At 65.5% G+C, this 13,584-nt stretch carries 13 protein-coding genes; 3 read left to right on the top strand and 10 right to left on the bottom strand.

Annotated elements, in window-relative coordinates; translation table 11 throughout:
- Positions 1 to 3 precede the first annotated feature (3 nt).
- From OKW37_RS04175 to gspG, 7 genes are all read right to left on the bottom strand, one after another.
- Positions 4 to 507 (bottom strand): type II secretion system protein M, encoded by a 504-nt coding sequence (locus tag OKW37_RS04175; RefSeq protein ID WP_090802323.1) that lies wholly within the window; start codon positions 505 to 507, stop codon positions 4 to 6.
- Positions 504 to 1,913 carry a type II secretion system protein GspL gene (gene gspL, locus OKW37_RS04170; protein ID WP_429407916.1) on the bottom strand — a complete coding sequence of 470 codons (1,410 nt, stop codon included), beginning with the start codon at positions 1,911 to 1,913 and terminating at the stop codon, positions 504 to 506. The genes OKW37_RS04175 and gspL overlap by 4 nt, the downstream gene beginning before the upstream one ends.
- Before the next feature lie 28 nt (positions 1,914 to 1,941).
- Entirely contained in the window at positions 1,942 to 3,057 is a 1,116-nt protein-coding gene (gspK, locus tag OKW37_RS04165) for a type II secretion system minor pseudopilin GspK (protein ID WP_429407918.1), read from the bottom strand.
- Position 3,058: 1 nt separating this feature from the next.
- Positions 3,059 to 3,733, bottom strand: a complete 675-nt coding sequence (locus tag OKW37_RS04160) for a PulJ/GspJ family protein (protein WP_090802328.1) — start codon at positions 3,731 to 3,733, stop codon at positions 3,059 to 3,061.
- Positions 3,711 to 4,103, bottom strand: coding sequence for a type II secretion system minor pseudopilin GspI (gene gspI / locus OKW37_RS04155; RefSeq protein WP_429357151.1), 393 nt, complete (start codon positions 4,101 to 4,103; stop codon positions 3,711 to 3,713). The genes OKW37_RS04160 and gspI overlap by 23 nt, the downstream gene beginning before the upstream one ends.
- A gap of 52 nt (positions 4,104 to 4,155) precedes the next feature.
- The gene (locus OKW37_RS04150) at positions 4,156 to 4,683 is read right to left on the bottom strand and encodes a GspH/FimT family pseudopilin (protein ID WP_409259081.1); all 528 of its coding nucleotides are present in this window, start codon (positions 4,681 to 4,683) and stop codon (positions 4,156 to 4,158) included.
- A gap of 189 nt (positions 4,684 to 4,872) precedes the next feature.
- Positions 4,873 to 5,337, bottom strand: a complete 465-nt coding sequence (gspG, locus tag OKW37_RS04145) for a type II secretion system major pseudopilin GspG (protein WP_184060982.1) — start codon at positions 5,335 to 5,337, stop codon at positions 4,873 to 4,875.
- A gap of 135 nt (positions 5,338 to 5,472) precedes the next feature.
- Here gspG and OKW37_RS04140 point away from each other — a divergent pair, with 135 nt between their 5' ends.
- On the top strand, positions 5,473 to 5,886 hold the full coding sequence (locus OKW37_RS04140; RefSeq protein ID WP_184060983.1) for a type II secretion system protein N: 414 nt from the start codon (positions 5,473 to 5,475) through the stop codon (positions 5,884 to 5,886).
- A 76-nt stretch (positions 5,887 to 5,962) separates the two neighbouring features.
- Here OKW37_RS04140 and gspF read toward each other — a convergent pair whose 3' ends face one another.
- The 3 genes from gspF to gspD are packed head-to-tail and all read right to left on the bottom strand — an operon-like array spanning position 5,963 to position 11,080.
- A complete protein-coding gene (gspF, locus tag OKW37_RS04135; protein WP_090802334.1) occupies positions 5,963 to 7,180 on the bottom strand; it encodes a type II secretion system inner membrane protein GspF in 1,218 nt (405 codons plus the stop codon).
- Between the two features lie 4 nt (positions 7,181 to 7,184).
- Positions 7,185 to 8,705 (bottom strand): type II secretion system ATPase GspE, encoded by a 1,521-nt coding sequence (gene gspE, locus OKW37_RS04130; protein WP_409259361.1) that lies wholly within the window; start codon positions 8,703 to 8,705, stop codon positions 7,185 to 7,187.
- On the bottom strand, positions 8,702 to 11,080 hold the full coding sequence (gene gspD, locus OKW37_RS04125; protein WP_429407919.1) for a type II secretion system secretin GspD: 2,379 nt from the start codon (positions 11,078 to 11,080) through the stop codon (positions 8,702 to 8,704). Before gspD ends, gspE begins: the two co-directional genes overlap by 4 nt.
- Positions 11,081 to 11,577: 497 nt before the next feature.
- On the opposite strand from gspD, the gene OKW37_RS04120 reads away from it, so the two are divergent.
- Complete coding sequence (locus tag OKW37_RS04120) at positions 11,578 to 12,021, top strand: lytic transglycosylase domain-containing protein (RefSeq protein ID WP_184060985.1); 444 nt, start codon at positions 11,578 to 11,580, stop codon at positions 12,019 to 12,021.
- 145 nt (positions 12,022 to 12,166) lie between these two features.
- A complete protein-coding gene (locus tag OKW37_RS04115; protein ID WP_429407922.1) occupies positions 12,167 to 13,459 on the top strand; it encodes a GTP-binding protein in 1,293 nt (430 codons plus the stop codon).
- Positions 13,460 to 13,584: the final 125 nt, after the last annotated feature.

Genomic DNA, 13,584 nt, shown 5'->3' with positions numbered 1-13,584 from the left:
TGGTTATTTCGCGGTCGACGGTTGCAGCGCGACCGTCAGATCGACCTGGCCGTCGTCTTTCAACGCGGTGATGTGCGCCTCGGAGACCTGCACCTTGAACTGCTTGCGCACGTCATCGACCCACGCGGTCCAGGCCGGAAACGCCACGTTTTTCATTTGCACCTGCACCGCGTTGCCGACGAACTGCACCTGCGTCGCGGCAAGGCCATGTTCGCCGAGCGATGCGGAAAGCGCGTCCTTCAGCGCCGCGCCGGTCGGCGCGACACCTTGCGCGGCCGCCGACAGCGAGCGCGCCTCGTTCGACTGCGCGGTCATCTGCGCAAGCTGCCGCTGCAGGCTGGGCAGCGATTCACGCAGGTGCGCGCGGCCTTCCTGCGCGGGCGCCCACAGCACCGACCACGCAATCGCCACGGCGAGCGCGGCGCCGCCCCACGTCAGCAGCGCCTTTTCGCGATCGGTGCGCTGGTCCCAGAAGCCAGCCCATGTTTGAGCGAGTTCAGCTTTCATTGTCCGTTCCTGATGGTCCACTTGCCGGTACTGCTGTCGATCGCGCCGGTAAGGCCGTTGCGCGCGAGGCGCTTGGCGAAGTCGGGGTCGACCTTGACCGCGGGTTTGAAGGTCACGTCGAGGCGGTGCTCGTGATAGTCGAGCGCGGCAATGCCGTTGACCGGCAGCGGCGACAGCGAGCGCGCGAGGCCGTCGGCGAGCGACAGGAAATCCTCCGGCGACAGCTCGCCCGCCGCCACGCGCAGCTGTTGCACCTGACGCGCCATCTGATCGGGCGCGTCGAGTACGACGGTCGTCTTCGGGAACGTATTGAGCAGCAGCTCCGTCATCTGCGTGTTGATCGCGTCACGCTGACGCGCAAGCATCAGCCACTGCACGTTCGCGCCGATGATCGCGACGACGAGCGCGGCGAGCGCGAGCACGATCGGCAGACGCAGACGCCGCAGCGTCGCGCGATCGAGGCGCCACGGCTGCGACGCGAATTCGAACTGGCACAGGTCGAAGCGGCATTCGAGCGCGCGTCGCGCGAGCTGCTCGAACGGCAGCGGACTCGCGCCGTGAATATGCGAGGCGAGCCGCGCGGGACTCGTCGTGGATTGGTTCGGCTCGTTGCCGGGCACCTCGGTCAGCATGTACAGCGACACCGGCGCCGCACCCGCTAGCGCGGACAGCGTCGCGTTCACCGCATCGGCCGGCGCCGCGAAACCCTCGCCCTGGACACCGCGTGCAATCGCCAGTTCGACGCGCGGCACGCCGCTGTCGAGCGCGCCTTCGACGAGCAGCGCGGGTGCGGTCTGCACGACCGCACCGAGCACCGCGGCCACCATCGGCACGATGGACGGCGCTTCAGGCGCGACCACCGGCGCGATGCCCGGTAGCGACGTCGCGACGCTCGCCGCGCCAGCCATCGCCGGCTCGCGCACTTCGGCTGTTTCATCGTCGTTCGCGGCAACTTCGGTCACCGGCGCCAGCGGCAGGCAACGCGTGACCGGCACCGCGCGCAGACTGCGATGACCGGCCGTCGTGAACGCCTCACAGATGAAACGGAACCAGCCGCGATCAATGATCGCGAGCAGGTGCCGACCTTCACCAAGCCCCTGCGGATCGACCGCGATATGGCAGGTCTGCGGGTCCTGGATCAGTTGATCCTCGACGATATTGGGCAGCGCCTGGCGCAGCTTCGGGCCACGCAGCGGCGGCAGCGTCGCGGGCATCAGCAGCAGGTCGCGCGCGGCGAGCATCAGCACCGTCGTGCCGGCGCGCGGCAGCAGCGCGAGCGCCGAGCGGCCGGCGCGCTGCGTGCGCCCCGTCTTGTCGAGCAGCACGAACGGCAGCTCGGGCAGTTGCCATTCCTGCGAGGGCACCGCCGGATCACGCGGTGGCAATAGGACGATCAGCGTGCTCAAAGGCCACTCTCTCTATGGATTGCGTTGTTCACAGTTGGTCTTGTACCCGCACGATACGCGTGGTGTGAGTCAGTGGATCGCGATAGACGAGCGTCGTGCGATCCACTTCGGCGCGCTCGTGCTGCACACTGCCGTGGACTAAAAAGTAGCTCGAATTGACGTCGAACTGATTCGGATCGATCGACACCGATTGCACACCGGCGGCTGTCAGCGCGAGCTGCACGTCGCCGACGTTGCGGAAAAACACGGTCTGGCGCCGCGCGACGAGTGCTTGCGCCTGCGACACGGTCATGCCCGGCACCTCCGCCGCGATCACTTCGGCCGACGCGGTGTTCATGTTGATCGCGGTGGTCGTAGGCAGCACGGTGACGAACGGCCGCAGCTTCGCGACGATCTCCGGCGTGTAGCCCGGAATGTCGAGCAGCGAATCGACGCCCGTCATCAGCAGCGGCGCGACCGCCACGTTGTCGTCGCCGTCCTCGATGCCGGGCTGGTTCGTGAAGTTGCCGCCCGTCATACCGCCGCCGCCGCCCACCTGCGGCGTGCTGCTGATGGACGTGCCGGTCTGAAAGCGCGTCGCCGACTGCGACAGCCCCGCGCGCACGTGCAGCGCGGTCACTTTGGCGAGCTGCCCGCTCAGGCCGAGCGACACCAGCAGGCGCTGATACGCGGCCATCTGCTCGGCGCTGATTTGCGTCACGCCGGGTGCCGGACTTGCGACCAGATTGCGCAGATTGAATCGGGACTGCGCGTCCTCGATCGAGCCCGACAGGTAGGTGGCCGCGCCTTGCTCAGCGCGTACCTCGCCAATCTGGCCGAGAAAATCCGACAGCCGGGTTTTCGCGATCGGCACGCCCCACAAGCCGCCCAGATACGTGATGCCAGCCGACGTATCGCCTTCGGAGCGCAGAATCAGCCGGGTCCAGTCGAGCGCGCCGCGCGCGACCCATTGCGCCTGCGACAACAGCCGCTGATTCTCGATGCGCCGGATTTGCACCTGCTGGCGCCACAACATGCCGGACACGAGGATCGCCGACAGGGCGACGACGAGCAGCGCGCTGATGATGGCCACACCGCGCTCGCGCGCGCCGGCCACGCGCGAACCGGATGCCGACTTTTTCGACGACGACGAGGAGAACGTCATGTCATTCTCCGACCAGAAAAACGCGCGTGACCGGCCGCGCGAGCGATGTTGCGCCGATGCTGACCTCGAGCCCCGTCACCGAGCGCGGCATCGGCGCGTTGCCGAGCTGCGGCACCTTCAGGTTGTTGACGGCCTCGGTCATCGCGGTCTGTACGTCGTTCATCCGTATGGTCCAGCCGAGCTTCGGCACGTACATGCGCGCCGAGATCGAGCCGACGCCACCCATCAGCGGCACCGCGCTCCAGCCTTCGTCGCTGCCGTGCAACGCGCGCCGCAATTCGCCGACGTTGCCGAGCGGCGGCGACGCGTAGCGCACCACGCGGCCGTTCGAGATCTGATAGCGCACCACCTGCAGACGCGGCGCGGTGGCCGGCAGCACCATGTGCCGCACGATCTGCAGCGCGTTGCCGGACACCGAGACCGCGGCCTGGCCGGATTCGTCGTCGCTGGCGGCCTGGCGTGCGTCGATGCGCATCTGGTCGAACAGCTGCGCGAACACCCGTTCGTCTTCCATCGCGTTCGTGATCGTCGTGCGGCCGCGGATGATCTGATCGAGCCCGCGCCATGACAGCACGGCGATCACCGCGAGGATCGCGATCGCGACCAGCAGTTCGATCAGCGTGAAGCCGCGCGCGCCATAACGGCGGCGGCGCTCACAGCGAGCGGTTGTTTTCATTCGCGACCACCGTGACCATCTGCGCGAGATTGCCGGACTGCCCAGGCATCGTCACCATCACTTCGACACGGCGAAACACCGGATTCGGCGTCGCCGTCACATGCTCGGTACAGCGCAGTTGCAGATTGCCTTGCGAGCAATCGAAGCTCGTTGAGCCGATGTTGGGCCATGCATGCTTCAGATGAAGGTCCGCGAGCGCGTTGTCCGCGCTCCAGCCGGCGAGCAGACGCCGGTGCAGATCGGCTTCGCCGCTCGCGAGACTGCCGACCGCGCGCAGCGACGCGGCAAGCGCGACCGCGATGATGGCGAGCGCGACCAGCACCTCGATCATCGTGAAGCCACGCTCCTCGCGGCACCCGACATCGCGCATCATGAAGAGGGAAGGGGCACGGACCGACCTGCCATAGCGAAGCATCCGCATCTCAGCGCACCTCGTAGCGGCCATTGCCGGTACCGACGATCGTCGCCTGGCCGGCCGCCGAAAACAGCGTGACCTGCACCGGCACGTCGATCGCCTCGGTACCGAACACGATGCGATCGGCGTGCGAATCCGAGCCCGGGTAACTGATCGCGACACTGGTCACACCGCCTTCCCACTGACGCGGTCCGAGCAGATCGTCGCGCAGCGGACGCCAGCCGTCCTGGGTGCGCTGATCGAAACGGAAACCGCCCTCGAACGGCTGCCACGCGATCGGCCGCGCGCGCACCTGCGCTTCATCGCCAGCCGATTCGAACAGCAACGCGAGACGCTGCGCTTCCTCGTTCAGATCGGTGCGCGGATTGCGGGTCATCGTGACCGCGGTCAGCGACACGAGCAGGCCCGCGATCACGAGCACGACCATCATTTCGAGCAGCGTGAAGCCTGCCGCGCGGCGGCGGCGCAGGCGGGAGCGCGGCCGCGAAGCCGTACACGGAGTGTCCACACGGGACTTGCAAGCGGACGTGCGCATAGTGCCGGGCATCGACGATCAACGGAAATTCATACAGCAATGCATCGGTGAAGCACGCACGCTTGCACGCGCCGCGAACATAACGGCGTGGCGGGCAGGGCGCCTCGCGAAACAAGCGGCCGAACCGGTGGCAAGGAGGGCGCGTGCATGAACATCATCGAGTCTGCCGGGATGCCAGGTTCAGCCTGTTCATTGCCAGGACCCGACGTCGGAGTCGTTGCCCTCGCCGCCCGGCTTGCCATCGGCGCCGTAGCTGAACACATCGACCTCGCCGTGCACGCCGGGATTCAGGTACTGGTACGCATTGCCCCACGGATCGTTCGGCAGACGCTCGAGATAGCCGCCTTCCTTCCAGTTGTTCGGCACCGGGTCGGTGGACGGCTTTTCGATCAGTGCGTGCAGGCCTTGCTCCTGGGTCGGATAGCGGCCGTTGTCGAGGCGATAGAGCTTCAACGCCTGCATCACGGTGCCGATGTCCTGCTTCGCGGCAACGCGCCGCGCTTCGTCCGGACGGCTCATGATCTTCGGCACGATCAGCGCGGCGAGAATGCCGAGAATGGCGATCACGACCATGATTTCGATCAGCGTGAAACCGCGTTGACGACGGCCGCGCGAACCCGCGTTGTCAGCGCGGCGAATGGTCGACAGTTGCATAGGTTGCTACCTCTTTTCAGGTGAAATTTTCGGCCCGGCCTATCAGATTGAACACGCCGGGCCGTCATTTTAATGTCATGCAGTTGAAGGGCTTCAACCCACCGCAATTTTCACAATAGTCCGTACAATGTGCGCATGAACGCCATCCAAATTCGCCTCCTGTCGCTCGCGCTGTTCGCCGCTTTCTGCGCGACGCTGACCTACTGGGTCATCACGCTCATCACGTTGTCCGGCGCGCCGTTGCCGGCTGCGGCGGCGCATGCGCAGGTCTCGACCGATCAGGCCGCGACGCTGTTCGGCGGACAGCTCACGCGCAACGTCAATCAGGACATCCATCTCTTCGGCATCCTCGCGTTGAGCAAAGGCGCCGCGGCGATCGTCAGCGTCGGTGGCGAGCCGCCGCGCGCGGTGTCGCTCGGCAGCACGCTGATGCAAGGCACCAGGCTCTCCGAAGTCCGCGCCCGCTCGATCATCATCGACCGCAATGGCGCCCACTCGGAAATCTTCCTCCCCGCCTACTCCAGCGGTCCCACCATTTACGTGCGCTGAAACCCGAAGCGGTTGCGCGGCTGATACCGCATGCCGCGCAAATCCTTTCTCTTCCTTCCTCGCGCTACGACGACTACTACTGCACGAGGTTGTTCAGTTCGATGATCGGCAGCATCACCGCGAGCACGATCACCAGCACCACGCCCCCCATCGCCAGGATCAGCAGCGGCTCCAGCAGGCTCGTCAGGAACATCGTGCGACGCTCCAGCTCGCCCGCTTCGCCATCGGCCGCGCGATCGAGCATCGTCGTCACGTCGCCGGTCGCTTCGCCCGAGCGGATCAGGTGCACGAGCACCGGCGGAAACGTCTTCGTGTTGCCGAGCGCGCGCGACAGCGACGTACCTTCGCGCACTCGCACGATCGCGTCGTCGATGTTCTCGCGCATCGCATTGTTGCTGAGCGTTTCGGCCGCGGCTTGCAGCGCGCGCAGAATCGGCACGCCCGCCGCGGTCAGAATGCCGAGCGTGCTGGCGAAGCGGACCGTGTTATAGCCGCGCACGAGCTTGCCGATCAGCGGCGCGGTCAGCAGCCAGCGGTCGAAGGCGAGCCGTGGGCCCGGTTGCCTGAGGGTCGCGCGCACCAGATAGACGACCACGATCGCGCCGATCAGCATCGCCCACCACCAGTGCCGCACGAAGCCGGACAGCGCCATCATCACGATCGTCAGAAACGGCAGTTGCTGCTTGGTGCTCGCGAACACGTTGACGACCTGCGGCACCACGTAGCTGAGCAGGAACGTGACGATGCCGAACGCGATGATCGTGACGATCGTCGGATACGTGAACGCCAGCACGATCTTCTGCTTCAGTGCATTGCGCTGCTCGATGTAGTCGGCGAGCCGCGACAGCACCAGGCCGAGCTTGCCCGTATGTTCGCCGGCCGCGACGAGCGCCCGGTAGATCTCGGGGAAGTCCTTCGGATGCTGCTGCAGCGCATTCGCGAGCGAATGACCGCCGAGCACTTCGGCGCGAATCGCCGCCATCAGCTCGCGGATGTAGTCGCGCTCCGACTGCTCGGTGAGCACCGCGAGCGCTTCGTCGAGCGGCAGACCCGCGATCAGCAGACTCGCGAGCTGCCGCGTCAGAATGGCCTGCTCGCGCTGCGACAGACGACGCCCGAGCGCAAGCCGCTGATTGCGCTCGCCGCGGGTGCGCGACGCCGCCGGTTCGACGACGAGCGGAGTGAGTCCCTGCGAGCGCAGGTTGGTGCGCGCGCCGCGTGCACTGTCGGCGTCGAGCACGCCTTTTTGTGCCTTGCCCGCCGCGTCGATAGCTTCGAAACGGAATGCCGGCATGCGCTTATGCTCCGCCCGTCACGCGAATCACTTCTTCGAGCGACGTCAGTCCCGATGCGAGCCAGCGCTCCGAATCCTCGCGCAGCGTGCGCATGCCGTGCGCGCGGCCCGCTTCGAGAATTTCGGCGTCCGCCGCGTTGCGGTGGATCAGCGCACGGATCGTCTCATCGATCAGCAGCAGCTCGTAGACGCCGCGCCGTCCCGCGTAACCGGATTGGCCACAACGGTCGCAGCCGACCGGATGCCAGCGCTTGCTGCCGTCCTCTTCGGTGCGCTCTTCGCGGCACACCGGGCACAGCCGCCGTACGAGCCGCTGCGCGAGCACGCCGAGCAGCGACGAGGCGAGCAGATACGGCTCGACGCCCATGTCGGTCAGACGCGTGACCGCGGATGCCGCGTCGTTCGTGTGCAGCGTCGCGAGCACCAGGTGGCCGGTCAGCGACGCCTGCACCGCGATCTGCGCGGTTTCGAGGTCGCGGATTTCACCGATCATGATGATGTCCGGATCCTGACGCAGAATCGAGCGCAACGCGCGCGCGAAGCTCATGCCGATCCGCTCGTTGACCTGGGTCTGGCCGATGCCGGACAGGTCGTATTCGATCGGGTCTTCCACCGTCATGATGTTGGTGGTCGCCGTCTCCAGTCGCGACATCGACGCATACAGCGTCGTGGTCTTGCCGGAGCCGGTCGGGCCCGTCACGAGCACGATGCCGTGCGGCTTGCCGATCAGCTTGTCGAACTTGCCGAGCGTGTCGGATGCCATGCCCAGCGCTTCGAGATTCAGTCGCGCCGCGTCTTTTTCGAGCAGCCGCAGCACCGCGCGCTCGCCGTGGCCGGTGGGCAGCGTCGATACGCGCACGTCGACCGGACGACCGCCGACGCGCAGCGTAATGCGGCCGTCCTGCGGCAGACGTTTCTCCGCGATGTCGAGCTGCGCCATGATCTTGATCCGCGAGATCAGCGCGCCGTGCAGCGCTTTTTTCGGCCGCACCACGTCGCGCAGCGTGCCGTCGACACGAAAGCGCACCACGGACGCATTCTCGAACGGCTCGATATGAATATCCGATGCTTGTTCGCGCGCCGCTTGCGTGAGCAGCGCGTTGATCATGCGGATGATCGGCGCGTCGTCTTCCGATTCGAGCAGATCCTCGACCTCGGGAATGTCCTGCATCAGACGCGACAGATCGACTTCGCCTTCCACTTCACCGACCACCTGCGCGGCGCTGCCGTCCTGGCGCGCATAGGCCTGGTTGATCGCCTGCGCGAGATCGTCGGCGGGCACGCGCACCACCGATACCGTGCCGTAGTTGCGCGCGATTTCGGCAAGCGCGGCTTCGCTCGTGCGCTCGCTGATCCAGACTTCGAGGCTATCGGCATACTGATGCGCGACCAGGATCTGGCCGCTGCGCGCGAAACCGTACGGCACGAGCCGGGCGGCGAGCGGCGAGGGCGCCGCGCGCTCGCCGGCGGCGGCGCCGTTCAACAGACCTTGCGATGGCGCGGTTTGCGCGGGCGTCTGCGTCACGGACGCGCTCCCGGCGATACCGTACTCGGCACCACTCCGCTGGCCGGATCGACGACCGCCGGTTGCGGCACGGGTTGCGGCACGGGTTGCGTCGTGGGCTGCGCGTTGGCTTGCGGCACGGCCTGCGGCGGTACCTGTTGAGGCACCTGTTGCGGTGCCTGCTGCGGCATCATCTGCTGGCGGCGCATCTGGTTCAGATCGAACAGGTTCAGCGCCGGCACACCGCCCTGGCTCGGGCCGAGCGGCATCGGCGGCACGATCGGATCGTCGCGATCCCTCATGATGTTGTTGTCCGAACGGTACGCACCCTGCACGCCCTGGATGTAGTCGTAGCGGTTCGCCGTGACGGCCTGGGTGGTGTCGCGATCGGCGAGAATGACCGGGCGCAGGAATACCATCAGGTTAGTCTTGTCGCGCGTCTTTTGCTCGGAGCGGAACAGCTGGCCCAGCCACGGAATGTCGCCGAGCAGCGGCACCTTGCTGTTGCTGACCTGGTAGTTGTCCTGCATCAGGCCGCCGAGCACGATGATCTCGCCGTTATCGCACAGCACGGTCGACTGGATCGAACGCTTCGTGAATTCCGGGCCCGCCGGGTTCGTCGCCGCGTTGTTCGTACCGTTCACGATCGCCGAATCTTCCGTGTAGAGCTGCAGCTTCAGGATGCCGCCGTCGGTAATCTGCGGCTTCACGTGCAGCGTCAGACCGACGTCGACACGGTCGAACGTGTTGAACGCCGCGCTCGTCGTGCCGCTCGTCAGGTTCGAGTACGAACCGGTCTGGATCGGCACGTTGGTACCGACGATAATCTTCGCTTCTTCGTTATCGAGCGTGATCAGGTTCGGCGTGGACAGCACGTTCGCGTCGGCAGTCTGCGACAGCGCCTGCAGCAGCGCGCCGAGACCCTGCACGCCGAAAATGTTGTGGATCCAGCCGACGTTCAGGCCCTGTTGCAAGTTCTGGGCGCCCAGCGCCGTAGCGAGACCGCCGGTCGAGCCGGCAGCGGCCGCGGCTGCCGTCAGGTTGATGATGCTGTTGCCCGAGCCCGTCGACAGGTTGGTACCGGCAAACAGGTTACCGTTCGCGACCTGCCACTGAATCCCGAGGTTGCCGCTCGTATTCGAGTTCAGCTCGACGATCAGCGCCTCGATATACACCTGCGCGCGACGTGCATCGAGCTGGTCGATCACCGCGCGCAAGTTGCGGTACGTCGCTTCGGGCGCCGTGATGATCAGCGAGTTGGTTGCGGGATCGGCCGTGATCATGCCGCCGCCCTGGTCTTCGCTCTTCTCCTTTTCTCCGCCGAGAAAGCCGCCACTATTACTATTCGAGCCCGAGGCGCCGCCGCCCATCGGCGAGTTCATCGAGCTGCCGCCGAGGCCGCCTGACGGCAACGGTGGCGTGCCCGACGTGCCCGTCGAATTGCTGGCGTTCGACAGACCGCCGCCGCCACCACCACTGCTGTTCTGGTTGAACGAGTTCGCCTCGTTCGAGCCGCCCGACGAGCCTTCGCCGCCGCCCTTGCCGAGCATGCTGCGCAGCGTGCGCGCGAGCTTCGTCGCATCCGCGTTGCGCAGCGGCACGACGTGAATGTTGCCCGGCATCGTGGTCGGCACGTCGAGCTGTTTCGCGAGCTCCTTTGCCGCCGCGAGACGTGCGGTGTTCGACGCGCGCATCAGTAGCGAGTTGGTGCGCGGATCCGACGCGATCGACACCTTCAGCGTCGCGTCCGTACTGCCTATCGCGCCCGGATCGAGCATCTTGTTCATCTGCTGCGCGATGTCGATCGCATTCGCATTCTTCAGCGGCACGACCGCCACCGACTGGCCTGCCGCGTTATCGATGCCCGCGATGATCTGCGCGATGCGCCGCACGTTGTCGGCGTAGTCGGTGACGACGATCGTATTGTTGGCGGGGTAGGCCGCGACGGTGTTGTTCGGCGAAATCAGCGGACGCAGTACCGGCAGCAGGTTGTTGGCCGATTCGTTCCTCAGCGTGAAGACCTGCGTGACGACCTGGTCGCCGCGCGCCGTCGGCGCGTTGCCGACGTAGGTCGGCACGCCTTGCAGCTTGGCGTCGGCCTCGGGCACCACTTTCAGCACGCCGTGATCCTGCACGAGCGCGAAGCCCTGCATGCGCAGCGCGGACTGCAGGGTTTTGAGCGCCTGATCCTCGGGTACCGCGTTTTCGGACACGAGGTTCAGTTGCCCCTTCACCCGCGGATCGACGATGATCGTCTTGCCGGTCGCCGCGCCGATCGCCTTGGCGACCTGGTCGATGTCGGCGTTGACGAAGTTGAGTGTCACCTCTGCCTGTGCTGTCTGCGCGGTGATCAGTCCAGCCACCAGCAGCGCCGTTGCCACGCGACGCAAAGCCATACAATTTCTTCTCATGGAATGTGATATCGATGCCGGCAGCCTCTGCCACCGGCGGTCATGCGATGCGGACCTGGCAGCAAGCTACCGCCCGGTCGGTCTGTGAGCCGGCCCCAAAAGCGAGTTTCGCTTCGAGCTCCAGCGTCCCGACGTCCGAAAAAAACGAACAGTAACAGCTTTTCATGTCGGATTTGAAACAAAACAAGGGGCCTCATGCGAATCCTTAGGGGATCGCAGGGTTGTTATTAAATTGAAAGCTGACCGGCACCGTACACAGACGCCATTACCCGGCTTTGTACGGTCTTATGTCGGTTAGCCAACTTGACGAAGGTCGGACTGCCGGTATGATACGAGCCGTTCGACTCACTGCTATGCGTTTGCTGACGCGGGTTTTCCCCGATGCTCGACAAATGCCCGGCCAGCTTGCCGTTGCGGCCGAAATGCAGCCGGCAAACTGCCTTACCGATTCTTACCTCGGGTTTATCCAGTCCTGTTGACCGATGAAAAGTCCGCTCGTCACCGTCGCCGCCACGCTCGCGCTGCTCGTCGCAGCCGGCTCCGCGCGCGCCGACTGCTTCGACGAAGCGGCGAAGTATCAGAAGGTCAACCCATTGATTTTACGGGCTATCGCGTGGCAGGAGTCGCACAACCGGCCGGATGCGCAGCACAAGAACGCGAACGGCTCGACCGACTACGGTGTGATGCAGATCAATTCGGTGCATCTGCCGGTGCTCGCCCAGTACGGGATCTCGCAGGGCACGCTGATGGAGCCGTGCAAGAACGTTTATATCGCGGCGTGGCATCTGCGCCGCCAGATGAACAAGTACGGCAATACCTGGCAGGCGGTCGGAGCATACCACTCTGAGACGCCGACGTTGCGGGACAAATACGCGCAACAGATCGCCGCGATTCTGCGCAGCTGGAAGTTGATGCCCGCGCGGTAGGCTTCTCCAGCGCTGTCGCTCGCGCAGGCCACGCCCGTTTTAATGCACAATGCGGCTTCATGCTGCTGTCGCGCCGTCGCAGCGACGCCGACCATTTGGCCCCGCCCCCGGCACGCCTTTCAATCCTCCCGTATTCCGTACCGCGATGAACCAGCCGCTATTGCCCATCACCGTGCTCTCCGGTTTTCTGGGCGCCGGCAAGACCACGCTCCTGAATCACATCCTCGCGAATCGCGCCGGTTTGCGCGTCGCCGCGATCGTCGACGATCTCGCCGCGGTCAATATCGACCCGACGCTCGTGCGCCAGGCGGCCGACCTGTCGAGCGTCGACGAGCAGGTCGTTGAACTCGAGAACGGCTGTATCTGCTGCACGCTGCGCGACGAGCTGCAAAACGAAATCCATCGCCTCGCCGGCGAAAATCGCTTCGACGCGCTCGTGATCGAATCGAGCGGCATCGCCGAGCCGATGTCGAGTGCCGAAACCATTACATTCGAGGGCCACGAAGGCGCGTCGCTCGGCGACGTCGCGCGGCTCGATACGATGGTCACGATCGTCGATGCGTTCAACTTCCTGCGCGATTACGCGTCGGTCGACGCGCTCGCCGAACGCGGCATCACGGTCGACGAAGACGACGACCGTACGATCGTCGAATTGCTGATCGAGCAGATCGAGTTTTGTGACGTGCTCGTCGTGAACAAGATCGATCTCGTCAGCGCCGACGAGCTCGCGCGTTTGCAGCGCATCCTCGCACGCCTGAACCCGCGCGCGGTGCAGCTCGTGAGCCGCTTCGCCGACGTGCCGCTCGAGCAGATCGTGAACACCGGACGCTTCGATTTCGACGAAGCGTCGAATGCGCCGGGCTGGCTCGCGGCACTCGAGCACGAGCACGGCGGTCAACACGGCCACATGCATCGCAGCGAAGCCGACGAATACGGCGTCGGCCATTTCGTCTATCGCGCACGCCGGCCGTTTCATCCGCAGCGGCTGTGGGAGCTGCTGCATCGGGAGTGGAAGGGCGTACTGCGTAGCAAGGGATTCTTCTGGCTCGCGACGCGCAACGATATCGGCGGTTCGCTATCGCAGGCCGGTGGCGCTTGCCGGCACGGTCCGGCGGGCATGTGGTGGGCCGCGCAGGATCGCAGCGAATGGCCGGCAGGCGACGACGAGCTGGCCGCCGAAATCGCCGCCGACTGGTACGGCGCGCCGGACGATACCAGCATCGGCGATCGTCGTCAGGAGTTCGTGCTGATCGGCGTGGATATCGACCCTGCCATCTGGCGCGCGAAGTTCGACGCCTGTCTGCTCACCGACGACGAATACGCGCTCGGGCCGCAAGCCTGGCAGCAGTTCCCTGATCCGTTCCCGGCGTGGGAGTTCGACGACCACGATCATGATGATGATCGCGGCCGTCATCATCACGGGCACGGCGACGACTGAGAACATGGCGGACATGACCACGGCGCGAACGCGCATCGTCATGACTGAACGAAGCACGTCCCGCGCTTGAACCATATGCATGGACGAAAAAAAACCCGCCACTGGCGGGTTTTTCTCGCGGGTGT

This window comes from Paraburkholderia sp. MM5482-R2 (assembly GCF_050436125.1).
Classification (GTDB): Bacteria; Pseudomonadota; Gammaproteobacteria; order Burkholderiales; family Burkholderiaceae; genus Paraburkholderia; species Paraburkholderia tuberum.
The sequence above is the reverse complement of the archived record's forward strand: the minus strand, read 5'-3'. Positions and strand labels throughout refer to the sequence as shown.